Below are 24290 nucleotides of genomic sequence, written 5' to 3'. Positions count from 1 at the left end.
TGTTTGCTCTTACTTTAAGGAGAATAAAATTTCTATTTTCTTAAGGCCACTACAATACACAGAGATCGATTTAATTTGGCAACAGATTAATCGTCGTGAACTGATTACCCAACTCTACTTACAAAAGCAAGAACACTTAGAATTAACAGATTGTTTTTATGATGTTAAACATTGGGATGCTTATCATTTAGAAAATGATCCGCCCAAATTAAAAGAACTCTATGAACAAGGGGCTTTATTTATCGGTGCTTTTGATGCGTCTGAACAGTTGGCTGGCATTAGTGTAGTCTCGAATCAGACTATTACTGATTATCCCAATGCAAAATTACTGCAATATTTTTACGTCGATGCCGATCAACAAGGCAAAGGTATTGGTGCAAAGCTGATGCAAGCGGCAAAAGAATCGGCCAAGCAATTGGAAGCCAATCAACTTTATATTTCAGCCACTCCAAGTAAGCGTACAGTAGATTTCTATATAAAGCATGGCGCGGTCGTATTAAAGCACCCAGATCGGCAATTATGGGAACTTGAACCAGAAGACATCCATTTACTTTGTACACTTTAAGCTCATTACTTGACGATTTTTTTGTATATCAATTCAGCATAGAGGCAAAATTTACAAGTAAATGTTGTAGTTGAGGTGTCTGCCTAAACAGATACCTTGACCCAAATGACATTAAAACTCATGACAAAAAAATTATTTAAACTATTGTTTTATAAAACTTATTATTATCCTGATTTTATAATTTAGCTCTTATTTAAGCTGAAACATTCTTTTGAATATCAATGTATTAACTTATCTTCATATGTATAAATAAACAATATCAATAAAAGCAATTGTTTGTTTACCCCTTTTTTGCCTAAAATAAGCTATTCGAAATGAAACCATATTTTTTAGGTAGCTGTCGCCATGACCTTTGTTGTCACTGAAAATTGTATTAAATGTAAATACCAAGATTGCGTAGAAGTTTGTCCTGTAGACTGTTTTTACGAAGGTCCGAATTTCCTAGTGATTAATCCGGATGAATGTATTGACTGTGCATTGTGTGAACCAGAATGCCCTGCAAATGCAATTTTCTCTGAAGATGAGCTACCAGAAGGTCAAGAAGTATTTATTGAATTAAATGCTGAACTTTCTCAAAAGTGGCCTAACATTACTCAAATTGGTGAACAACCTGCTGACCGCGAAGAATGGAACGGCAAACCAGATAAGTTACAGTATCTAGAAAAATAATTTCAAAAAGATCAGCAACCGCTGATCTTTTTTATACCCTATTCAAACATTTCATTGCAAATTCCTCGTAATTTGTGCACTGTTTTGCATTAAAATAGGCGCAATATTTATAAGCTTTTGATTTTTCTTATGCGGAAGTTTTTGCAGAGCATGCTGCCCCTATGCATAATCCCTGCGATTATGGTGGGTTGCGCCAGCTCTCCTCAACACACAACAACAGGCAAAACCTCTCCAAGCGGTAAGCGCATCTTTATTCCTCAAGAGCGCGTTATTATCGAACGTCCAATTCCACCTAAAGTTGAACCTGCTTCCTATCGCGCTTGGTTAAATACAGGCGATCATTATGAACGTGTACGCGAATATGAAAAATTCCTGGCGCGTCATGATGTGGCAGGTATCGTACCAAGTTTTGAATTATTAAGATCCGCTCGTGATTGGCAGAAGTGTGGCCGTTCAGAATATGCGGTACCTAACCGTGAACTTTGGAATAATTCTTTATCGACCTTACGTGTCTTTAAATATCTTATTGCCGCAAAAGTTTTAACCGACTTTGAGGTAACTTCAGTTTACCGAGACTTACCTTTAAATGAATGTGCAGGCGGCGCAAGTTCTTCTAAGCATTTATTTAACTCTGCCATCGATTTCCGTATTGGACCAGAAGTTCCACAGCCACAAGACTACGCTTTTATTGAAAATACGAAGTTTAAATTGTGTCAGTTCTGGGCTCAGCACGGCCAAAGTTTAAATTTAGGTATTGGATTATATAGTTCAGGACAAATCCATATTGATACTCAAGGCTATCGTACTTGGGGACCTGACCTAACCCGTAATACGTCAATGTGTAATTTCTAAAATATAAATCCCCTTATGCGCTTCAGTTTAAGGGGATTTGCTCATTCTATAGTCAACCAAAATTTCTTGAATCGAAGATTTTTGCACTCTAGTCATAAACGTTTAAAATACGCCTATCAACATACAGGTAAATTTGACTATGCAGCAGATGTGGACAGACATTGACGAATATATCGATTCACATTTAATTCCCGAAGATCCTCGACTCGACTTTGCATTAAAAAATACCGACGAACACGGCTTTTCAAATCATCTTGCAGTTGCTCCAAATCAAGGAATGTTCTTGCAAATGCTCATTCAGATGAATAAGTGCAAGCGTGTTTTAGAAATTGGGACCTTTGCTGCCTACAGTACAATCTGGTTAGGACGTGCATTGCCTGAAGATGGCTATTTGCTTACCATTGAAGGTCGTGATACTCATGCAGAAATGGCTCAAAAGAATATCGATCATGCCAACCTGCCTGTAAAAGTTGAGCTTAAATTAGGCCGTGCTGCCGATGTACTTTCCGCAATTGACCCTCAATCGATTGAGCCTTTTGATTTTATCTTTATCGATGCCGATAAACAGGGCTATCCGGAATATTTAGAACTCAGTCTCAAATTTTCAAAATCTGGCACTATTATTGTGCTAGATAATGTCATTCGTGCCGGTGATATTTTGAATCCTGAAAACAAAAAACCAAGTATTGAAGGCATTCGTGAAACCTTTAAAGCCCTAGAAAATCATCCGCAAATTTTGTCTTGCACAGCTTTACAAACGGTTGGCTCAAAAGGTCATGATGGTTTTGCAATTGCAATTGTGAAATAATGGTTAAAAAATCATCTTTTTCATTTTATTATTTATAATCAATAAATTACTTTTATTACCCCTGCTTTTCCATATAGTTATCCACAAGATTTGCGGATAACTATATGCAAATCTCATCATTTAGCCACAAGTAATGGTACAGTCGCGTTACGGAAAATCGTGGTTGCAATACTTCCCAAGAAGAACTGATGTATTTTGCTATGGCTAAATGCGCCGAGCACAATAATTTGAATGCCGTGTTCTTGTTGGTACTCTAGAATATTTTGCGCCACATCACCGTATCTATAAACGGTCACTACATCTAGCCCCGCTTGTTTCAAGTAATGCTCTGGTTCATTCAATATTTCAGGATGGTCACCGACATAAACTAAATGGCATTGTAAAGTCCGTAATAGATCACTTTGCGCAATACGGCGCATCATTTTTTGACATGTCGGAGAGTATTCATAAGCGAAAATAAAACGTGTCGGTACTTTGAAGTTTTCACCAATGGTCAAAACCGTACAATTTGCACCGCGGATAAAGTTTTCAACATTGCTGCCAATCGGTTTATGTTTTTCGGCAGCTCTTTCGCCTACGCGACCTAAAATCACGATATCGTTTTCGTGTAAGAGATTAAAACTTTGCTCTAGAAAATCCCCTTTTTCCTGAATTTTTGAGCAAGTAATTCCGTGTTTTTCTTTAATTAAGTCAGAAATATGTCTGAGTAAATTATTGCTGTAATCTAAAGCGAGTTCACTTTGTTTTTGCTCTAATTCAGCTAACTCTTTAAGCAACATTGCATTGCTTTCAAAGCCGATTACGCCACTAATTTCACCAAGGTGATAACTTGCCGGGTAGTAATCTAGAATTTGTAATAATACAAGCTCTCGTCCAGTTGCTTTCGCAACCCAAGCCGCTGCATCTGCAATAGCATTAATACAAGGTGATGAGTCAATACACGCAATAACACGGTTCATTTTTGCCTCTCTTCTTCAGGTCTATTTGCCTTGGAGATTTTTCTATAACTTAGCTTTAACTTAACATAGATAAAAATCCGTATGTTAAGGTTTATGTATTAAAATCCACTTTTTTGTTTAAAGATCAAACATTTTATTACATTCTTGAGACTGCATTATTCTCTTAAACGGATAAATTTTGCTGGGTTTCCTCCCACAATATGGTACGGCTCCACATCTTTTGTCACCATACTATTCATGCCAACTACAGCATGTTTTCCAATTTTAATCCCGTCTTTAATCCCCACATGTGCACCTAACCAAACATCTTTTTCAATTTCGATACCCTGTGAGCGAACAGGCTGTTGGTAAAGTGGACGGTCGAGTTGCATGCCATGATCAAATGCATAGAGATGACAATAAGCAGCAATACGAACTTGATCATGTAGTTTTATGCCTGCTCGACCACCATCTAAAATACAGTGGTGGTTAATTGCAACCTCATTACCAATCTCAAGCGGTCCATGCAAACTACAATCTGCCGCAATAAAACAATTATCACCAATCTTAATTTTCCGTCCCGGCTCGGCAAAAATATGGGCTAACGGTGAAATAAAACAGTTCTCCCCGATCTCGACCGTTTCCATATCCATTAAATAAGCCTGATATTCTTTTTGCCATTCTTCCGCCCAAACACGGTGTTTGGGTTTCAATGTCCAATATAGCCATGGCATATAATTTAAACGGTGTTTATGCTGCTCGCGGTACTTGAGTAAAGAATCAGTCATCAGTCAATTCCTCCTCAACTTTTAATTCTTCGCGACCACGAGTTACATCTCGCAGTTTTAGAGCGAGTGGTTCAATTTGGTGAACCTGTAGCCTCGCTTCAATATCGACACCTGTTGCAGTATAACTTTCCTGATATTCAATTTGCTGCTGTGTCAGCTCATACTGAAAGATGGCCCATTCATTAAAATGACAAGAAAAATGAATCGTTTTCTTGGCAATCAGTTCAATACGTTCAGCTAACAATAAAGATTGTCCGGCACAACCACCATACGCCCGAACAAGGCCACCAGTTCCCAGTTTTATACCGCCATACCAGCGATTCACCATGACAATAATATTAGTCAGGTCATTTCCTTCAATAGTTGCCAGAATTGGACGTCCCGCTGTACCAGATGGTTCCCCATCATCATTAAAGCGAACGTTATGCCCAATTTTCCATGCCCAACATTGATGTGTGGTCGAAATATCTTTATTTAATTCTAAAAACTCTTTCACTTGCTGTTCATTTTCTACTGGCGCAGCAATCGCCTGAAATCTACTTTTTTTAATTTCTTCTTCAAAAGTAACGGGTGATGCAATCGTAAAAGCCATAAATGAAATAAAGCATAATAAAAATCAAATTATAACGTGAATTTAATAGAAGCAAACCTATAAAAAAGCCCCGAATTTCGGGGCTTTTTTTCTTATCTTTCTCTTAATGCTTCTTTGGCTTTATTAAATGGTTTAAGTAAGTAATCCAGTACAGTCTTCTCACCCGTACGAATATCTACAGTTGCCACCATACCCGGTGTAATACCGAATGCTTTACCTTCTTTATTGTAAAGCTTGTCGGAATCAGTTCGGATATAAACACGATAATAGAATTGATCCTGTTTCACTTCATCGCGAATGGTATCTGGAGAAATAACCGTAACCTTACCTTTTAAACCACCATAAATTGAGTAGTCATAGGCCGTGATCTTAACCAAAGCTTCTTGTCCCGGACGAATGAACGCAATGTCACGAGGCAAAATACGGGCTTCAATTAATAACTGTTCATCAATTGGAACGATGGTCATTAACTTACCGTTTTGTGGAATCACACCGCCATGCGTTGTCACTGTAATTTCTTTTACCACACCGCGCACAGGGGCTTTAAATACGGCACGTTGTAAACTGTCGTTACGGCCCATGACCACCTGTTGTTGAGTTTGCGTGTCAGTATTTGCTTTAGATAACTCTTCACGTGCTTTAACGTAGTATTGGTTACGTGCATCGTTCATCTTGTTTTGCAAATCATTTGCTTCACGGCGTAAGCGTAAAACCTCAACCTCACTAGCAGCACCTTTAGCAACCAAAGGCTCTGTCATGGCCAATTCTTGCTGAACCAGTTGTAAAGCCTGTCTTAATCCTGAAAGCGTTTGTTCAAGATCGGCTCTGCGTGATTCATACAAAGCAGTCTCTTCATGAACAAGCTTCGGATCTTGTGCAACTATTTCAGGGAAAACCAATGGTGTACCGTTCACTTCCGCACGTAAACGTGCTGCTGTGGCTTGAGCTGCAATTAATAAAGATCTCGACTCACCCACATTTGAAGCAAAACGGGTTGGGTCAAGCTGAGCAAGAATTTGCCCTTTTTGGACAATATCGCCTTCTTGTACATTTAGCTTAGTTAAAATACCGCCCTCTAAAGACTGGATGACCTGTTCTTTAGATGATGGGATAACCTTACCTGTACCGGTTGAAACTTCTTCAAGCTTAAAAAACCATGCCCAGATAAAGAAAATCACTAAACCAATGCCCACGATCCAGATGACTAAACTGGCACGCGGTAATGGTGGTTCACTATAAGATACATTCATTGAACGGGTAAGTTCTTGTTGTTGTTCGCTCATGAATTGCCCCCTTGGCTCACTTGTTTTTGTTGGGCTGTAGATTGATTAAGTACCTGATCTCGTGGTCCATCCATCACGATTTTGCCTTCATTGACGACAATAATTCGATCGACCAGTTCAAGAACAGCTCGGCGGTGGGTCGCTACAACCAACGTTCGGTGTGCTAACCATCCTTTGAGATGATCAATTAATTGTTTCTCTGCAACATCATCAATGGCTGCTGTCGGCTCATCAAGCAATAAAATATTCGGTTGACGAATCAATAAACGCGCCAGCAATAAAGCTTGCTTTTGACCACCAGAGAAACCAACGCCTCCTTCTAAAACAAAGTAATCCAAGCCTTCTTTTTTCTCTTGAACAAAAGATAAAGCACCTGTTACTACCAATGCACGAAGAATATCTTCATCTGTTGCAAGCGGTGCACCTAAAGTCAGGTTTTCACGGATTGTTCCGTAGAATAAATGTGCATTCTGGTTGAGTAGCCCCATATCTCGGCGCACATCTGATGGGTCGATTAAAGAAAGATCGAGTCCATCTAAATGCACAGCTCCCTGAGTTGGAACCTGCATACCAGATAAAAGTTGAAGCAATGTCGACTTACCAGCACCATTACGACCCAAAATCGCAATTTTTTCTCCGGCACGAATTTTTAAATGGCGAATTGCAAGACTTGGTCTCGGATCTTCTTCTCCATATTGGAACAAGATATTTTTTAATTCATAGTCGCCATTTAAAACAGCTTTGTGTACCAGATGTGAACGGTCAGCCTGATCAATCGGACGCTGCATAAGTTCATCTAAACTTTGCTTAGCAACTTTTGCCTGTTGTAGACGACCTAGTACGCCCGTAATCTGGGCAATTGGCCCTAACATACGCGAAGATAAAATTGAACATGCGACTAAAGCACCTGTGGTCATTTCACCGTCCATTACCGCAAAACAGCCCACTAACACCACAATGGCATAAGTTAAACCCTGAACCATTTGGGTCCACGCCATTAAGGTACCCACAATTTTACGCTGTCTCATACCAATGTCGGCTGAGACTTCATTCATATGGTTCCATTGGTTTTGGAAACGTGATTCAGCACGTAAGAGCTTAATGTCTTCAATACCTTGCACCGCTTCTACCAAAATTGCGTTACGAATTGAAGATTCTCTCATGCCTTCTTGTGCCAGTTGAGCCAGCTTCTTCTGTACCAAAATACCTGGCAAGATCATAAGCGGCACAACAAGTAACATTACCCAGAACAGTTTTCCACCAATAATGGCAAAAATTACTAAGAATAGGAAAAAGAACGGAAAATCGGCAATCGCACTAATTGTAGTTGAGGTGACCAGTTCACGAACGCCTTCGAGTTCACGAATCTGGGAAATAAAACTACCTGTAGATTTCGAGCGATCTTTATTTTTAATTCTTAAGGCATGGCCAAATACACGATCCGACACACGTAAATCAGCACGTTTACCAATAATATCGGATAAATATACTCGTGAAACGCGTAAGGTAAACTCAAAAAGAGCGGCAATCAGTACACCACCCGCCAAAACCCATAAAGTTGGAATTGACTGGGATGGAACCACGCGGTCATACACTTGCATCGAGAAAATAATGGTTGCCAGTGCCAACACATTGGCAATCAGTGAGGCAAACATAATATCAACGTAGCGTTTCCAGTCTCTTAAAACGATTGACCAGAACCAGTTGGCTTCATAAGGTTTGATATATTCGTCAATACGTGCATCTGGTATAGACGTTTCAGGACGCAAGATATAGACATTTTTAAGTGTAGTTTTTAAAGCGTCTAAAGATAAACTTTGCGAAAGGCCCTGATCTCCACTGAACTGGATACTCACATTTCCTTGTGTATCGGCCTTATCGATTACACCGACTTGGCCATCATTAAACTCCACCATGACAGGTAAACGCCATGGGTTGAGTAAGTCTAAGGAAAATGGTGCCTTACGAAGATTCAGACCGACTTGACGTGTCATTAACTGCAAGACGTTATCTAAATTCTGATTTTGGTTCCAATCAAGTTGTAAACGAATTCTTTCTTCTGAAGGCTCTATTCGATAATGTTTAGCAATAGTTAAGACCGCCTGTAGCCAAGGCTGGTAATTTATTTTTGTCATCATGGTTGTACTTCGAACCCCTGAATTGAAATATTATTTAAGCCATAGGCTTGGCGGGAACGTCCTGTTGCTTCAATGTACTGAACAATGCTGCTATAAATGTCATAACGTGCTGATTCGAGTTCTGAGTTGGCACTATGAATAGCTTGTTCAGCATTTAATAAATCGACCAATGAACGCGTACCGAGCTTGTATTGCTCTTGATAGAGTTCACGTGTACGAACCGTTGTTGCTTGGCGACTTGCCAAAACCTGCATTTGACGCTGTTTATTTTCAATCTGTTCGCGACTTGTTCTAATTTGGTCCAGAACATCCATATACACCGAATTCACTTTGGCTTTTGCAGCTTCTTCGGCATAACTTGCCATTTTTACTTGTGAAGCGGTAGCACCGCCTTGGTAAAACTGACTGGTTGCTTCAAGCATGACTGAACTATATAAACCGTCATCTTTGTCGTTATTTGGGTTTTTACCATTAATCGCCTGACTTACCGAACCTTTCACAGCCAAGGTCGGATATCGGGTTAAACGGGTTTGTTGTTTTTGAGCTTTTGCAACCTCAACACCTGCCTGCGCGGCAATCATTTTTGGAATAGTATTAAACTCAGGTTCACCATAAAGATCAGATTGCTTCACGAGATCATCGGAAATAATCCATCCGGTATGACTAACATCCGCACCTAATAAGGTTCTTAAATGCTGTTGGTATTGACGTAATAATGATTGCTGAGCAATCAAAGCAGACTGCGCTGCCTGTAAGTATGACTGAGCCTGAATTGGGTCGGCTTGACTCGCGACACCAGCGTTTGCACGCAGGTTAGCAATTTCCTGAATACGTCGAATACCGGCGATTTGCTGCTCAGCAATTTTATTAAGCTGTAGATAACGCTGAATATTCACAATGGTCTGTGCACCATCCAAAGCTAGAGTATCAACGCTAACCAAGACGTTGGCTTGTTCAACCTGAACTTTCGCTTCTTCAACATCAACACCTGATTTGACTTTACCGAAGTCATAAAGCATTTGGGTAGCACTTAAGGTTAATAACTGCCGACCTCGTTCTCCACTGCTTAAATCACCAGTCGTAATCCCTCCTGAAAGCTGGGGATAGTAACCGGCTTTAGCAACGTCAACTCCTGAATTTTGACCTGCTAAAGTTGCAATAGATTGTGAAATATCGGGGCTACGCTGAATGGCAATTTTTACCGCATCTTGCAATGTCATCGTTCTAGATGGCAAGTTAGAAAAAGATGAAGCTCGATTATCATTAAGTTGAACAGTAGGAAATTCCTGCACAATAGAACGGTCTAGCTTAAAATTACTAAGCTTGTGCATTTTGGCAACTTTAAAGTCATCACTACTTTTAGGGACAAAAAGTTGTGACAAGTTCTCTTTCAGGGTGTGGTATTGCTCACTTGGCTTAGCAGCGTATATCACGACAGGTACATGTAGTGTACTTAAAAGCATAAGCCCTTTCAGGAAAGCCTGCTTTCTACATATCCCTCTTACTCTTCTTTGGTTATATCCAATCATGCTTATCTTGTTGATCTTGTTTGTTATCGTTTAAAAGCTTCTACATTCTACATAGTTTTTCACCTAAAGCAGCATAATTGATGGAATAAATCACACATTATTTTTTCATTAAATGATTGATATATGTATTTGTTTTTATTTATAAAATACTAAAAAATAAAAAAAGAGGCCTTGACCTCTTTTTAACCAAACAGATTAATGTCTTTAATTAAACTGTGAAATCATCACCTAAATAGACTTTACGCACCTGTTCATTGTCTAAAATTTCTTGTGGTGTGCCTTCGGCAATTACCGAGCCTTCACTTACAATATAAGCACGTTCACAAATTGCTAAAGTTTCACGAACATTGTGATCGGTAATGAGGACACCAATACCGCGATCCTTTAAGGTCTGGATAATATCTTTAATATCACCTACTGAAATTGGGTCAACACCAGCGAACGGCTCATCCAAAAGCATAAATTTCGGATCTGCGGCCAAAGCACGTGCAATTTCTGCACGACGACGTTCACCACCAGATACACTCATTCCCAATGAATCTTTAATATGACTAATTTTAAAGTCATTTAATAACTCAGTAAGGCGCTGCTGACGTTGCTGTTTATTCAAATCCTTACGCGTCTCTAAGATCGACATAATATTTTCAGCAATCGTCAATTTTCTAAAGATAGAAGCTTCTTGAGGTAAATAACCAATACCCTTACGTGCACGTTCATGCATCGCTAGGTCTGACATATCCAAGTCATCAAGATGAATCTCACCTTTATCCATGCGCACTAGTCCAACCACCATATAGAAACTGGTGGTTTTTCCAGCACCGTTAGGACCAAGCAAACCAACAATCTGTCCACTTTGCATACTAAAAGAGACGTCTTTGACAACCCAACGCTTACTATAGTTTTTTGCTAAGTGTTTAATACACAAAGTTTGCGGTTGTTGAAGAGCTTGCTGCATTAGTCACGCGCTCCTGGGAAACTTTTTGAACTTGAAGGTGGAATAATGATTTGTACACGGTTTGAAGAAGAACCTTGAGCTTCAACATCACCCTTATTCATACTATATTTCAGGGTGTTACCGCGAATACTTGAACCATCTTGGTATAAATATGCACCGCCAGACAAGGTAATAATGCCTGTATCTGCATTATAAACAATCGTTTGTCCTTCACCGCGTGCAATACCTTTATCAGCACTTATTTGTTGCTGAAACTTAGACGGTCTACCTTTAGCAGTGATCGTTTGAATTTCACGTTTAGAGTTTAGCGTAGCAACAATTGAGTCGGCCTGAAGCTTCATGGTGCCCTGCTCAATCACGACATTACCCGTATAAGTCGTCAAACCGGTTTTTTCATTATAAGTTGCACGGTCTGCCACTAACGAAATTTGTTGATTACGGTCAGACGGCAAAGCAAAAGTCGAAGCAGATGATAAAGCAACGAATGTAATTACCGCAGCTTGTTTTAGGAAAGCTGAAGAACGTTTTAAATTAAGACTTTGGTGCATACTTTCCTCGAATATTAAAAAATTCGTACTGACCATTATTCAAATTGGCTTTTAGACCTTTGCTCACAAACTCGCCTTGTGGAGACTGAACTGTCACTTGATGATTAGTTTCAATGTCTCTAGTTTTTGGATAACCAGTTAATTCATCGGTTTGAAACTCAATGGTTCCTTGCGGTGCCAACTTAGTGGCTACCACGTCACCCGATAACACAACCTTTTGATTATCATCATATCCATAAGCTTGTTTAGCAAAGAATGTTGCATCAACTTTACCTAATTTATACATAGTGGCATTGAGTTGATCCAACTTTGACGTTTTTTGTTGCATATCCTGTTCAAGCTGACGAACTTCAGCACGAATATACAAATTGCCTTTGTCATCAGTTTGAGTCAAATGGACGCCCTGCGCCGAATAAGTCATATTCTTCGCCGAACCAATGTCCAGTTTTTTTGCCTTGCCACTATAGTAGTAGTAACCACCACTCACAGCAGCAACCACTACAGCAACAATATATAAAACTCTGGTATCCATGAGCAGGAATAGCCTACCTTTTTAAGTAATCTTGTTATTAATGCGGTACTGCAAGATATTTTTCAAGAAGTTCTTGGTAAATGCCTTTTGCGATCAGCAACATATCACAAACTTCACGCACAGCTCCACGGCCACCCATCGCCTGTGTTACCAAATCCGCACGACGGCGCACTTCTTCATGTCCGTTTGGAACAGTAACACTCATTCCGGCAATGGCAAATGCTGAAAGATCCGGCCAATCATCACCCATATATAAGCAGTCTGAAGGCAGGATATTAAACTGTGCACACGCTTCACGTAGTGCCGAGCCTTTATCTTCACGGCCTTGGAAAACCAGATCGACACCTAAATCGGACATGCGTTTTTCAACGATATTACTTTTCCGTCCAGTAATAATGATGACTTTCATACCCGCTTGTTGCGCAAGTTTCATACCCAAACCATCACGAATGTCGAATGATTTAATTTCATCGCCCGTGTTGGTTAATGTCACAAAGCCATCACTTAAAATACCATCTACATCCAGAACCAATGCCTGCAAATGACGTGCTTGTTCTAACAATGCATACGATGCCATTGATTAATTCACCCCTGCCTGAATAAGGTCATGCATACTAATTACACCAATCACTTTGTTCTGATCATCGACTACTACAAACTGACTGATTTTTTTCTGGTTAAGTTGTTGTAGAGCTTCTACAGCTCGTGCTTCTTGAGAGATCGTTGACGGTTTCTTTGTCATCACTTCAGACACCGGTAAATTTACATCAAACCCTTGCTGTTTATCGATGAGACGACGTAAATCCCCATCAGTAAAAATACCGAGTAGATGATCTTGTTCATCAACAATTGTTGTCAAACCTAAACGCTTATTTGAGATCTCGTAAAGCACTTGATTCATGGGTGTATCAGGTGAAACTTTCGGTAACTCGTCACCTGTATGCATTAAATGTTTTACATGTAACAGTAAACGCTTACCCAACGCACCTGCCGGATGCGAACGTGCAAAGTCATCAGCAGTAAAACCACGAGCTTCAAGTAAAGCAACTGCTAAAGCATCGCCTAAAACCAAAGTCGCTGTCGTACTTGAAGTAGGCGCCAAGCCTAAAGGGCATGCTTCGTCAGACTCACCTAGAGTTAAAGCAATATCTGCATTTTGCGGCATTGGGCCTTTATCATCACGACTAATCGTAATAAGAGGTACACCAAGATGCTTAATGAGTGGCATTAACATCATGATTTCATCGCTTTTCCCCGAGTTGGAAATTGCAATAAGTACATCGCCACGAACCAGCATTCCTAAATCGCCATGCCCTGCTTCGCCAGGATGCATAAAGAAAGACGGCGTGCCTGTCGAAGCAAATGTCGCTGCCATTTTTCGGCCAATATGCCCAGATTTACCCATACCCGTGATCACAACACGACCTTTGCATTGTAATAATATTTCACAAGCACGATTAAAACGGTCATCAATTTGTGTTGCTAATACATCTATGGCTTGTTGCTCAATGCGCAATGTCGCTAATGCACTGCTTTGGAAATCTGTAGGATTAGGCATACGAGTTTGACTCAAAATAATTGATCTGATCTCTGGTTGAGATCGGTGATTTTAATCAAAAGATTTGGGGGCATTCTAGCATAACTCAATCAGTTACACGTTTTTAAATGTATAAGATTTCACAAGCTTATAAAATTCATGCATAAAACTTTGTTAAAAATGATGCATCAGTTATGATGTAACACTATTTTTGTTGAGTGTTTGAAAACCCTTATGCAACCGTTTGTTTTATATAACTCTGAGCAACGAAAAAAAGTTGAATTTGTACCTCGCAAAGAAGGTCACATCGATATGTACGTCTGCGGTATGACCGTTTACGACTACTGTCATATCGGGCATGCTCGAGTTATGGTTGCATTTGACTACATTATCCGTTTTTTGCGTAGTCAAGGCTGGAAAGTCCGCTACATTCGCAACATTACCGATATTGACGACAAAATCATCAAACGTGCGAATGAGAATGGTGAAACAATCCAACAGCTCACCACGCGTTTCATCGATGCCATGAATGAAGATGCAGCGAACTTAGGCTGTTTAGCACCAGATGAAGCACCTAAAGCGACTGAATATATTGACCAGATGCAAAATATGATTGGCAATCTAGTCACCAAAGGCGCTGCTTACCCTGCTTCAAACGGTGATGTTTATTTTGAAGTCACCAAATTTGAAAAATATGGTCGCCTCTCTGGCCGTAAGCTTGATGACATGCAAGCTGGCGCAAGTGAGCGTGTCGATGTAGAAGTTGAAAAGAAACATCCTTTTGACTTTGTGCTTTGGAAACATGCAAAAGAAAATGAACCATCTTGGGCGTCCCCTTGGGGTAATGGCCGTCCAGGTTGGCACATTGAATGTTCTGCAATGTCGACTTGCTGCCTAGGCAATCACTTTGACATTCATGGTGGCGGTTCAGATTTAATGTTCCCGCACCATGAAAATGAAATTGCGCAAAGTGAAGCTTCGACTGGTGAGCAATATGTAAACTACTGGATGCATGTTGGCTTTATTAACGTTGATGGTGAAAAGATGTCTAAGTCTTTAGGCAACTTCTTTACGATTCGTGACGTAATGGAGAAATTCCACCCTGAAGTGATCCGCTACTTTATTGTGTCTTCACACTATCGTAGCCCTGTGAACTTCTCTGATGTAGCACTTAAAGAGGCAAAAACTTCTTTAACTCGTTTCTATCATTCATTTAAAGCTTATCAACAAGTGTACGGTCAAACGACAACTGAAGCGCTTGATCAAAGCTTTATTGAACGCTTTAACAATGCAATGTGTGACGATTTCAATACTGCCGAAGCAATGGCTGTATTGTTTGAACTGAACAAAGAGTTAAACCGTGCTGTAAAAGAAGAGCAAGCTGACCAAGCGACTGTGCTTTATTCGACATTACGTCACCTCACCAACATTTTAGGTTTGGTACAACACAATGTAGACGATTTCTTAAAATCAGATATTGGACAAGATGCACTTGCTTTGTCTGATGCTGAAATTGAAGATTTCATTCAACAACGTGTTGATGCGAAAAAAGCAAAAGACTTTGCTAAAGCAGATAGCATTCGTCAGTCTTTACTTGAGCAAGGCGTAGTTCTTGAAGACACTCGCCAAGGTACAGTTTGGCGTCGTGCTGATTAAACGTTCAATTAGATCACAAGAGTGTTGACACTTTAATGAAACACTCTATAATGTGCTCACATTGCGGGAATAGCTCAGTTGGTAGAGCATAACCTTGCCAAGGTTGGGGTCGCGAGTTCGAGTCTCGTTTCCCGCTCCAAAATTCAAAAACCACTTAATTCGAAAGAATTAGGTGGTTTTTTTATTATCTGGTAGTTATTTGCTTTGATTAATTAGACTATTCAACTAACCTATACTTTAAGTATTAAAAAAACCCGCTAAAAGGCAGGTTTAGAATTAAATATTTAAAACACCGTAATTTTTAAAACCTATTTTAAAGATCTAAACTTTTAAGCTCATTAAGACGTTCTTTAGTTTTATCAGCTTCACAACTTAAAATAATTAAATGTGAACCTGCTCCTATTGCTTGAGATCCATAATACCCCATCAAACCAGAACATTGCTTTGTACGATAATCAAGCCAAGCCTTTTGGGAATTTTCCAAACTGGCTTTCCCTTCACTATCCAAGTTTGAAGCTAATTTATTGTATATCTTATTCATTTTAGCTTTATCAGTTTTTAACTGTTTTTCAAAGCATTCAATATCAGAATAAACATTGCCAGTTTTACATTCTGCATGAGCAACCCCACAAAATAACACTAACAATGTAAGCATTAATTTCTTCATTTATATAATACCTTTCACATTTCTAACTATTTGAATCATTAGGTTTTTAATTATGACATGAAACAACTTTTATTCGTACCAGAGGTTTTAATTATTTAGCTACGTCATTTCAGTTACTGCAGCATGGTTAATGGATCGCTATAGCCTGTCTCGTAAATTGATTATTGATGAGCTTCGTCCATTCAATAAAGGTACTGATGGCAAGCATCTATACGATCCAAATGAAGTCATTCCTATTCTTGAAAACTTAAATATTCAAAGGCAGCAACGCCAGTCGAGACGGAAGAATTAAGACAGAGGTACACTTCCCTAACAAATTAATTTTTTGGGGATGATTCCCCTCGATTAATATCAAAGTGTATTTAACTCACATATAGGTGTGAACTTGGATATTTATAAAAAATTGATTTGTTTCGCTATTAATATACTTTTGGTCGCTTGTCAGCCACAAGTATCGAGGGTCGAAAATAGCCATGTGAAAATACCTAGTTATCAATCAAATGGCGTTTTTGCCTCTGCACGATTAAGGGGGCCATTACAGCTAAAACAAGAATGTCTATATGTAAATGATATTCTAATTATTTTCCCTGAAGGATATACAGAATGGGACCCTAAAAATCAAACTTTAACTTATAAAAGTAAGAAAACTGCTTTAGGCGAAGAATTTGATTTAGCTGGTAGTTTTGGTCGGTTTGAGCGAGATAATCAACGAATTAAAAATTTAAGCCCTTTATGTGATCATAAAACTATTTGGATTGCTGGATAATTTAGCATCTTATTAAAAGGCAGCAGCGGCAGTCGAGACGAAAGAATTAAAAAGGCGCTCAAAGTGCCTTAATCATTAGTATGATTTTATTTACTTTACCAATAATTGCGTTATATATTTAAATAGAATTATTAATTCTTTTAGAAAATAGAAAACTATCTAAAAGCTACTGATAAGCTAATTATTTAAAGCAGGTATAAATGGATTTTAGCGATTATATTGTTTATGTAGATGAAAGTGGTGATCATACCCTTAATGGCTATAATGCAAAGTATCCTGTATTTGTCTTAGCTTTCTGTATTTTTCACAAACGGTATTATACAGAAACTGTTATTCATAAATTAGAACAATTGAAATTCAAGCATTTCGGGCATGACATTATCGTGATGCATGAGCGAGATATCTTAAAAGGTACTGGAGATTTCAGAAATTATTCATCAAAAGAGCAAAAAGAATCGCTACTTAATGACTTAACGACCTTAATGCAAGAAACAAATTTCATTCTTATTTCATGTGTAGTTAGAAAAGACCTTCTAATAAAAAAATATGCCACTCCCAAAAATCCATATTTCATTGCATTGGAGTTTGGTCTTGAAAGAATTTATAAATTTTTAGTAGAAAAGAATCAGCAAAATAAGAAAACATTTATTGTTTTTGAGCAACGGGGGCTGCAAGAAGACAGAGATTTAGAACTTGAATTCAGAAGAGTATGTGATGGGAATAATTACGATAAGATTTGTTTACCCTTCGAAATTAAAATGGCTTCAAAAAAAGTTAATTCTTCTGGTCTGCAAATTGCAGATTTGGTTGCTCGACCAATAGGAAATCATGTTTTAAAACCTTTTCAACCAAATAGAGCTTTTGACGTATTAAAGTTTAAGTTCTATAGTTCTAAAGGAAGACTTGGAGCAGGTGTTGGATATACAGGTTACGGTCTGAAAGTATTCCCATAAAAAAACAAAAGGCCCTAACATAGTGCTAGAGCCTCTTGCCGACTGGGAATCCCCGGTCCATGCGTGAAATATAGATTATTCGATCAATTTAAGCAAGCCAGATTTACATTTCAGAACATCTCTTTTGAATCGGCTTATTTTAGAGCTTTAAATCTGATCAAGAATTGTAAAATTTTATTTAACACCACTTCGGCACCATTAAAACATAACCTATTGTTATTTAATATTTATTACAACCTTACCAAGGTTGGGGTCGCGAGTTCGAGTCTCGTTTCCCGCTCCAAAATTTAAAAACCACTTAATTCGAAAGGATTAGGTGTTTTTTTATTGTTTATAGGTCAATTCAAAATTCGCATTAAAAAACGCTTTATATTTCCATTGCAGTACCATGAAATTTGGAGTGTTATTATGCAAAAGCCAGTTAAGCGCGGAGACGCGTGGCGTATCACTGTCCGTTATTTAGGCAAACGTTATACAGCTACTCGAGATACTGCGAATGAGTGTGAACAATGGGCCGCTAAAAATTATTAGAATTACAATCTGAACAGGCTAATCCTGAGTCTGAAAAAATCCATATCTCCTTCTATGCCCTTTTTGAACAGTACTATCAAGAAGAAGGCAGAAAAATGAAGAGTGCCCGCTTAATTGTTCAAATACTTAAATGCCTAAAGAAAAAAGAATAATGAAAATATAGTTAATATTTTATGATTAAACCCATCATTAAGTTTTTATTGATATTGAAATTAAAAATTAGCTCAAAAGTATATTATCGCAAAGTCTCCCCCATTGAGGAGACTTTCTAAGTATTAAATGACTTAAGGATGAATTTTTTTCAATCCATCTTCTACAGCAAATTTAGCTTCCTCCCACTGTAGACGTGAACTGCCTTTAACTTGCTCCCATTTAGTTTTCAATTTAGATTCAACCTCGGAAAAATTAATTTCTGCATTACTATCTACACGATTTTCATAACCTAAACGATAAGCCGCCCGATAATCACGATCATATTCTAGATTCTTGTCTTCAGTATAATATGGCATTTTTTTATAGTTTTCTCGCCAATAATTATCTTCTTCTTGCCAGTCATTACTATCATCTTTTTGATTATTTGTTTGAGCTATATCACTACCTGCTATTGCCCCTACCACACCACCAATAATCCCCCCAACAACAGCACCTGGAGGGCCGCCAACAACACCAAATGCAGCACCTACCGCCGCTCCTCCCAAGGTTCCTGCACCTGTAGCAACCAAATTCTCTCCCCCTTCATTCATATCGGGTACATGATTGTTATTAGTCGGTGGAGAGTTTAAATCTGGACGAGCATTATCAATTGTGGATGAAATGTCTTGTAATGGTTTGCTATTTGATACATTACCATTAGAAGATGGCTCTTTTTGAGTCGTATGATTACCAACTGAATTTGATTGTTTTGTATTTACCATTTTCTTACTCCCTATATTTTAAAATCTAGTGTCTTTCAAAAGAGCTAGAATATTAAAAGAGCTTTTGAAGTATGCTTGACAATTATTATTATAATTCACCTTTAGGTTAGTTATGTTTCATAAATACCCCTATTAAGTAAGGAGATGTTATTCATTAAAGAAATTATTTCTCACCAATAAAAATTCTTATTCAAATAATCTTCACAATTATATCATTCTTTAACCCATAATCATTATATTTCGCTAGATTAAACATTACCCATAACATTCTAGTTTTACACTACCCTGCAGGAAATTATTATTTTATGTATATGCAATTTAAAAAGCCTAGTTAATTAATACTAGGCTTTTTAAATGTATTTTTAAAAGATAATAATTATATATTATTTCATATTTTTAAATATATCTTCAGCTGCTTTTAGGTGTTTCGCAACAGCATCACGTGTTTGTATGAGCATATTTTTTAATTCAGAACTTTTCGTGTTTGGTATTAACTGCTTATCAATTATCGTTAAAACTTTACGGTGAACTTTAACTTGACTCATCATATAATTTTTATCAGTATCTGATGTTATTTGATTAAGCTTACTAACAATTTTATCACTATCATTTTGCAATGATTTACTAAGATTACTGGTTTGTGAAATCAACTGTAACCGACTTGCCAACGCTTGTGCATTTTTTTCATTGGCAGAATGTTCTTTAATCATCATTTCAGCATATTTCTTAGCTTCATCCATTTTTAGTTTTGGCAATGCAGTTTTTGCCTGCTTAATTTCACCATTATTAGCTGTACTTAATATCTTGAAAATTTGACTATCAGTCAAATTTTCATGGTTTTCATTTAATATTTTAGAGTGATTCTTCCCATCATTTATAGTTTGTTGATTCGCTGCCATAATCTCAAATGCACTGAAGCTTAAAACACCACTAATTGCGATACAGCTAATAATTTTCTTCGTTAAAATAGCTTTCATACCAATATCCTTTAACTTAATTCATGAGTATTTCTACCTATGGGTAGCTTTTTCACATTTCCAATCTATATCCCTACTTGTAAATTCAAGGTTGGGGTTATTTATTCATTATTTCAATCAACCATATTTATACCGCTCGTTGAATATTCTTCGCAAAGGGTAAATAGCTTATTTAAAGTAGATGATATAAATTTAATAATGAATCATGCCTCTGTATCCAATCTTATTAATGTAAATATAAAATATATATAATTTTAAAAAACATTAACTTAAAAAAATTTTTATTTTTTATTTTTACGAAAATAACAATAAAGCTCGTTATATTAACTTATAGATACTAAAGCTAAAATTAAATATATTTAAAGAAAATTTAAACCAATTTAACTTATTCACCCATCTATAAAAAAGCGTTCTCCTAAAGACTTTAAGTCACACACTGCACACAAACAGTGACATGCACTTTTGTAGATATCGTATGAGCTGTGCAACCTGAAAGTAGAATACACAGCGAAATCAGAGCCTTCATAGTGAAACGCGGTTAGCAATCCAGCCATAAAGGAATTGTTCCTGCGTGGGATTTCACTCACAAATTTCGATGTAACGTTGGCCTTGCATGATATTAAGAACCCGAACTAATACCTTCTCTCCTTCTTTACCGCGCTTAGCCAGTGTTAGCGAAGAGGTAAGTAAGAAATAAAGTTCTATCTTCCAACCTAAGCTAGCCATTTCCCCCTAACACTCACATATTTTTAGCTAATTCTTTTGCCAAACATTGTTCATGCCAAGTGGTTTGAAAATTCTCGACAGCTTTTGACTTAATGAGAGGGTCTTCAAATAGCTTTGAAGAATATGCAGATTTGATAAGCTCTTGATAAAGTTGTTTGGCTTGTTGCTCTTCAAGATGATTGGCGATGTCATGTAACTCTTTAGCTGGCACTTCATGTTGTCTAGCATCCATCACACCACTCGCTGCTTTTTTCACAGTTTCACAGTAATGGAGTTCCATCGCTTCCGATGCTGCATAACATTGAATTGAAATTGCGCTTATAAAGAGGAATATAAATCTCATAATCTCACCTTAATTTGACGCGCAAGGTTAGCAACTAATCTCCCAAAATTTAAGTTAAAAAAGGTTAATTTTTCTATTCTCTTATTTTATTTCACCTTTTGCACTTGAGTATCAGAGGCTTTTAGCACTTTTCCATCTGCTGTGACTGGTGCCATAAATGGAATTTGCTGACCTGTATTTTTATCAATTAACAGAGAATGGCGCTCACCACTTTCGAATAAGTTGTGTTCTCCCCATTGACGTAGAGCAACAATCACAGGAAATAAACTCTCCCCTTTAGGGGTTAGCACATATTCCTGATAAGCCGTACCATCTGAAGCATCTTGCATTTCAAGAACACCAACATCCACCAACTTTTTCAGCCGGTCAGAAAGAATATTTCGTGCAACGTCTAAGCTCCGCTGGAAATCTCCAAAACGGCGCATTCCATCAAAAGCATCACGCACAATAAGCAGTGACCAGCGATCTCCTATGAGATTGACGCAGCGTGCAACAGGACAAGGTTCTTCTTTCATCAATGTAGAGTTAGCCATTGAGTTTCCTTACCAATAATCAGTAACAAGATATCCAGTTGCATTTTAAAACCAGTCGATCTAACATTCAACTAGTTGCATTTTAAAACTAGATTGAATGGATTTAGGACAATGAAAGCTTCTCTTGTATCTTCAACATCTCCGGTAAACAACAATAAAACGCATTCGAACCTACCTCGTAGCGTAGTTTTACTATTTGCTATAGCAAGTGGTGCAAGCGTAGCAAATGTCTATTATGCACAGCCTTTGCTCGACATCTTGGCGAGTGACTTTAATGTTAGCCATGCCGCCATTGGTGGTGTGGTTACAGCCACTCAAATAGGTTGTGCACTTGCCCTCGTGTTTTTAGTGCCGTTGGGTGATCTTGTAAATCGGCGTCGGTTAATGGCTTTAATATCTGCATTGCTAATGGTTGCCTTTGCCCACTCTACAATTGTTCTTTTGACAGGAATGCTTGCGGTAGGTCTACTCGGCACAGCCATGACACAAGGACTTATTGCCTATGCTGCAAGTGCTGCGGCCCCACATGAGCAAGGGCATGTGGTTGGTACTGCACAGAGTGGTGTGTTCATTGGGTTACTACTTGCCCGTGTATTTTCAGGAGGAATTAGTGATGTGGCGGGTTGGCGCGGCGTGTACTTTTGCGCAGCTATCATTATGCTCATGATTGCCTTACCACTTTGGAGGCGACTCCCTCATTTAAATGTTCAGCCCGTTACAATGCGCTACCCGCAGCTTCTGGCCTCTATGTTAAAGCTACTGCGCCAAGAAAAAGTCCTACAAGTACGCGGTGTATTAGCCTTATTCATGTTCGCGGCATTTAATATTTTCTGGAGCGCATTGGTACTACCGTTAAGTGCACCACCCTATAACTTTTCGCATACTGTAATTGGGTCTTTTGGACTGTTCGGTGTAATCGGTGCTCTAGCCGCCACTCGTGCTGGCCAATGGGCAGACCGCGGAGATGCTCAGCGCACAAGCTTGGCAGCACTGTTAATATTGCTGCTCGCATGGTGGCCGCTTTCACTCATGACCTACTCACTTTGGGCGCTGGTGATTGGCATAGTATTGCTCGACTTAGGTGGACAAGCCCTGCATGTGACCAACCAGAGTATGATTTTTCGTACTCGTCCAGAAGCGCATAGTCGGCTTGTGGGTCTATACATGCTCTTTTATGCAATAGGTAGTGGACTGGGTGCAATTAGCACAACAGCCACTTATGCTTATGCAGGTTGGCTCGGCGTATGTAGTCTAGGCGCATGTGTGAGTTTATTGGCGTTATTATTTTGGTGGAGAACGATGAAGCTATAACCCAAGTATTTTAAAAGTTCGTTCATCTAATTCTCTCAATTCATCCAAAGTATAGAGCCGCCCCTTTGGATCAAAAAATTTATCAAAATCAAATTGCCCTTCTTTATATAACTTATAACGTTTAGGGCCTAACCATTCTTTTTGGAAAAAATTATCGGTCAGATTAAAAAATTCTTTGAAGGAAATATTTGCGTCTATTTGCCCCATTAACTGAGTCCGCTCATCTTTAGGAATATCTCGTACTTTTCTTTCATCCATAACGAAAGATCTGTTCCCAATAAGCCTTCCATCCTTACTTACGGGAACCAGAATACTTCGGCAGTTCGGATGCAAAGGTGGCACTCTTTTCGCCGGGTCATTCAGTTTCCAAATAGAACCGTCAACGGCTGCACAGATTTTAGAAGTCCTGCCATCTAAAACGCTCACGAACCTTACATACTCAAAATTAAAATTTTTGAAGTTATATAAATAGACCTGATTTGATATATGACTACGTAGCGTTCTAATAATTCTTTCAATATCGATTCTGGTACTGTTGAGCAATCCATCTTCGTACTTAAGGCGTTTTGTACCCGTAATACGTTTGATGATTTGCTGAGGCGTCATCCCGGTATTCATGCCATCCCGAATAGCGTATTCAATGCGTTGAAGGGCATTTTCACCAATTTGAGCTAAGGATTCATCAACCAAGGCACCGCCAGCCAAAGGCACTCGTTTTATTGACTGATAAAGCTGCTCTCCCTCTAAATCTTTAATAACCTTACCAAATAGTTTGGCCATATAGTTTGACTCATATATAGCCAAAGCAATTGCCGAGTGAGTAAAAATTTCCGGTAAAACAGTGCTAATTGAATTAAACCAGTTCGAAATAACAAGTTGAATGTTTTTTAGATGCTGAGTTGTATACTCACCACCAGCAAGAGCAAACCTCTCAGTTTCATTCAGCTCTTTCATTAAATCGCCTAACCGATCAAGCATATCCATCGTTTCACTATTAAAAAACTTATAAAGTTCATTTACCGATCGCGATGATGCTCGGTAGAGATAAGCTTGATGCTGGGTAAAAACATCAAAAAGTGATTTTTCAGTAATAGTCTTCATGTAAGTTACCTCTACAAAGGTGCACTTTATTTTTCTTTTTATATCGCTGTTCTATAAAATTTATTAATAGTTTTGAGT

25 protein-coding genes, 1 tRNA gene and 3 pseudogenes are annotated in these 24290 nt (G+C 38.4%); 11 read left to right on the top strand and 18 right to left on the bottom strand.

The annotated features are described in order from the left end of the window. Positions 1-34: 34 nt before the first annotated feature. The 4 genes from RFX69_RS08600 (at position 35) to RFX69_RS08585 (ending at position 2894) form a co-directional block, all read left to right on the top strand. On the top strand, positions 35-565 hold the full coding sequence (locus RFX69_RS08600) for a GNAT family N-acetyltransferase (RefSeq protein ID WP_031946146.1): 531 nt from the start codon (positions 35-37) through the stop codon (positions 563-565). A gap of 345 nt (positions 566-910) precedes the next feature. Then, positions 911-1234 (top strand): ferredoxin FdxA, encoded by a 324-nt coding sequence (gene fdxA, locus RFX69_RS08595; RefSeq protein ID WP_000144889.1) that lies wholly within the window; start codon positions 911-913, stop codon positions 1232-1234. A gap of 129 nt (positions 1235-1363) precedes the next feature. Then, positions 1364-2086, top strand: a complete 723-nt coding sequence (locus RFX69_RS08590; protein ID WP_001986294.1) for a D-Ala-D-Ala carboxypeptidase family metallohydrolase — start codon at positions 1364-1366, stop codon at positions 2084-2086. A gap of 139 nt (positions 2087-2225) precedes the next feature. Beyond that, complete coding sequence (locus tag RFX69_RS08585; RefSeq protein WP_001186837.1) at positions 2226-2894, top strand: O-methyltransferase; 669 nt, start codon at positions 2226-2228, stop codon at positions 2892-2894. Positions 2895-3010: 116 nt separating this feature from the next. On the opposite strand, the gene RFX69_RS08580 is transcribed toward RFX69_RS08585, so the two are convergent. From RFX69_RS08580 to RFX69_RS08530, 11 genes are all read right to left on the bottom strand, one after another. Beyond that, positions 3011-3853 (bottom strand): universal stress protein, encoded by an 843-nt coding sequence (locus RFX69_RS08580; protein WP_001082436.1) that lies wholly within the window; start codon positions 3851-3853, stop codon positions 3011-3013. Between the two features lie 155 nt (positions 3854-4008). Continuing rightward, entirely contained in the window at positions 4009-4620 is a 612-nt protein-coding gene (locus tag RFX69_RS08575; RefSeq protein ID WP_000132356.1) for a chloramphenicol acetyltransferase CAT, read from the bottom strand. After that, on the bottom strand, positions 4613-5212 hold the full coding sequence (locus tag RFX69_RS08570) for a YigZ family protein (protein WP_000885988.1): 600 nt from the start codon (positions 5210-5212) through the stop codon (positions 4613-4615). Before RFX69_RS08570 ends, RFX69_RS08575 begins: the two co-directional genes overlap by 8 nt. Before the next feature lie 92 nt (positions 5213-5304). After that, positions 5305-6495, bottom strand: a complete 1191-nt coding sequence (locus tag RFX69_RS08565) for an HlyD family type I secretion periplasmic adaptor subunit (RefSeq protein ID WP_000003555.1) — start codon at positions 6493-6495, stop codon at positions 5305-5307. After that, entirely contained in the window at positions 6492-8633 is a 2142-nt protein-coding gene (locus RFX69_RS08560) for a type I secretion system permease/ATPase (RefSeq protein ID WP_289332742.1), read from the bottom strand. The genes RFX69_RS08565 and RFX69_RS08560 overlap by 4 nt, the downstream gene beginning before the upstream one ends. Beyond that, positions 8630-10096: a TolC family protein gene (locus RFX69_RS08555; protein ID WP_289332743.1), complete on the bottom strand. Its 1467-nt coding sequence runs from the start codon at positions 10094-10096 to the stop codon at positions 8630-8632. Before RFX69_RS08555 ends, RFX69_RS08560 begins: the two co-directional genes overlap by 4 nt. Positions 10097-10370: 274 nt before the next feature. Next, positions 10371-11117 carry an LPS export ABC transporter ATP-binding protein gene (gene lptB, locus RFX69_RS08550; protein ID WP_001183458.1) on the bottom strand — a complete coding sequence of 249 codons (747 nt, stop codon included), beginning with the start codon at positions 11115-11117 and terminating at the stop codon, positions 10371-10373. Then, a complete protein-coding gene (gene lptA, locus RFX69_RS08545) occupies positions 11117-11665 on the bottom strand; it encodes a lipopolysaccharide transport periplasmic protein LptA (protein WP_000554244.1) in 549 nt (182 codons plus the stop codon). The genes lptB and lptA overlap by 1 nt, the downstream gene beginning before the upstream one ends. Continuing rightward, a complete protein-coding gene (gene lptC, locus RFX69_RS08540) occupies positions 11649-12197 on the bottom strand; it encodes an LPS export ABC transporter periplasmic protein LptC (RefSeq protein WP_000381220.1) in 549 nt (182 codons plus the stop codon). Before lptC ends, lptA begins: the two co-directional genes overlap by 17 nt. A 37-nt stretch (positions 12198-12234) precedes the next feature. Next, positions 12235-12774 (bottom strand): HAD family hydrolase, encoded by a 540-nt coding sequence (locus RFX69_RS08535; protein WP_000179337.1) that lies wholly within the window; start codon positions 12772-12774, stop codon positions 12235-12237. A gap of 3 nt (positions 12775-12777) precedes the next feature. Further along, complete coding sequence (locus RFX69_RS08530; protein WP_001133552.1) at positions 12778-13755, bottom strand: SIS domain-containing protein; 978 nt, start codon at positions 13753-13755, stop codon at positions 12778-12780. A 213-nt stretch (positions 13756-13968) separates the two neighbouring features. On the opposite strand from RFX69_RS08530, the gene cysS reads away from it, so the two are divergent. Beyond that, positions 13969-15390 (top strand): cysteine--tRNA ligase, encoded by a 1422-nt coding sequence (gene cysS, locus RFX69_RS08525; protein ID WP_086377995.1) that lies wholly within the window; start codon positions 13969-13971, stop codon positions 15388-15390. Between the two features lie 63 nt (positions 15391-15453). Beyond that, positions 15454-15529, top strand: a tRNA-Gly gene (locus tag RFX69_RS08520). Between the two features lie 174 nt (positions 15530-15703). Here RFX69_RS08520 and RFX69_RS08515 read toward each other — a convergent pair. Next, positions 15704-16057 (bottom strand): lysozyme inhibitor LprI family protein, encoded by a 354-nt coding sequence (locus tag RFX69_RS08515; protein ID WP_272293930.1) that lies wholly within the window; start codon positions 16055-16057, stop codon positions 15704-15706. A 112-nt stretch (positions 16058-16169) separates the two neighbouring features. On the opposite strand from RFX69_RS08515, the pseudogene RFX69_RS08510 reads away from it, so the two are divergent. The 4 genes and pseudogenes from RFX69_RS08510 to RFX69_RS19410 form a co-directional block, all read left to right on the top strand. Then, a pseudogene (locus tag RFX69_RS08510) lies at positions 16170-16349 on the top strand (hypothetical protein); the annotation flags it as partial. Positions 16350-16442: 93 nt separating this feature from the next. Then, positions 16443-16823: a hypothetical protein gene (locus tag RFX69_RS08505; protein WP_240369732.1), complete on the top strand. Its 381-nt coding sequence runs from the start codon at positions 16443-16445 to the stop codon at positions 16821-16823. Positions 16824-17023: 200 nt separating this feature from the next. Next, entirely contained in the window at positions 17024-17776 is a 753-nt protein-coding gene (locus tag RFX69_RS08500) for a DUF3800 domain-containing protein (RefSeq protein WP_079548357.1), read from the top strand. Positions 17777-18184: 408 nt separating this feature from the next. Continuing rightward, positions 18185-18450 (top strand): annotated as a pseudogene (locus RFX69_RS19410) (site-specific integrase); the annotation flags it as partial. Between the two features lie 141 nt (positions 18451-18591). Here the strand turns inward: RFX69_RS19410 and RFX69_RS08490 are convergent. The 5 genes and pseudogenes from RFX69_RS08490 to RFX69_RS08475 form a co-directional block, all read right to left on the bottom strand. Beyond that, complete coding sequence (locus RFX69_RS08490) at positions 18592-19221, bottom strand: hypothetical protein (RefSeq protein WP_215763730.1); 630 nt, start codon at positions 19219-19221, stop codon at positions 18592-18594. A 383-nt stretch (positions 19222-19604) separates the two neighbouring features. After that, positions 19605-20198 (bottom strand): DUF4142 domain-containing protein, encoded by a 594-nt coding sequence (locus RFX69_RS08485; RefSeq protein WP_000644339.1) that lies wholly within the window; start codon positions 20196-20198, stop codon positions 19605-19607. A 579-nt stretch (positions 20199-20777) separates the two neighbouring features. Then, positions 20778-20861, bottom strand: a pseudogene (locus RFX69_RS19405) (hypothetical protein); the annotation flags it as partial. 76 nt (positions 20862-20937) lie between these two features. Further along, positions 20938-21267, bottom strand: coding sequence for a hypothetical protein (locus tag RFX69_RS08480; protein ID WP_001210983.1), 330 nt, complete (start codon positions 21265-21267; stop codon positions 20938-20940). 86 nt (positions 21268-21353) lie between these two features. Further along, positions 21354-21800, bottom strand: a complete 447-nt coding sequence (locus RFX69_RS08475; RefSeq protein ID WP_000024022.1) for a helix-turn-helix domain-containing protein — start codon at positions 21798-21800, stop codon at positions 21354-21356. 111 nt (positions 21801-21911) lie between these two features. On the opposite strand from RFX69_RS08475, the gene RFX69_RS08470 reads away from it, so the two are divergent. After that, the gene (locus RFX69_RS08470; protein ID WP_289332744.1) at positions 21912-23111 is read left to right on the top strand and encodes an MFS transporter; all 1200 of its coding nucleotides are present in this window, start codon (positions 21912-21914) and stop codon (positions 23109-23111) included. On the opposite strand, the gene RFX69_RS08465 is transcribed toward RFX69_RS08470, so the two are convergent. Then, the gene (locus tag RFX69_RS08465) at positions 23106-24212 is read right to left on the bottom strand and encodes a minor capsid protein (protein ID WP_032039671.1); all 1107 of its coding nucleotides are present in this window, start codon (positions 24210-24212) and stop codon (positions 23106-23108) included. The genes RFX69_RS08470 and RFX69_RS08465 overlap by 6 nt on opposite strands. Between the last annotated feature and the right edge of the window lie 78 nt (positions 24213-24290).

The sequence above is a fragment of the Acinetobacter sp. 148 genome (assembly GCF_031196675.1).
Lineage (GTDB): Bacteria > Pseudomonadota > Gammaproteobacteria > Pseudomonadales > Moraxellaceae > Acinetobacter > Acinetobacter baumannii.
Note: the sequence above shows the minus strand (reverse complement) of the source record. Positions and strands in the feature narration are given on the sequence as shown.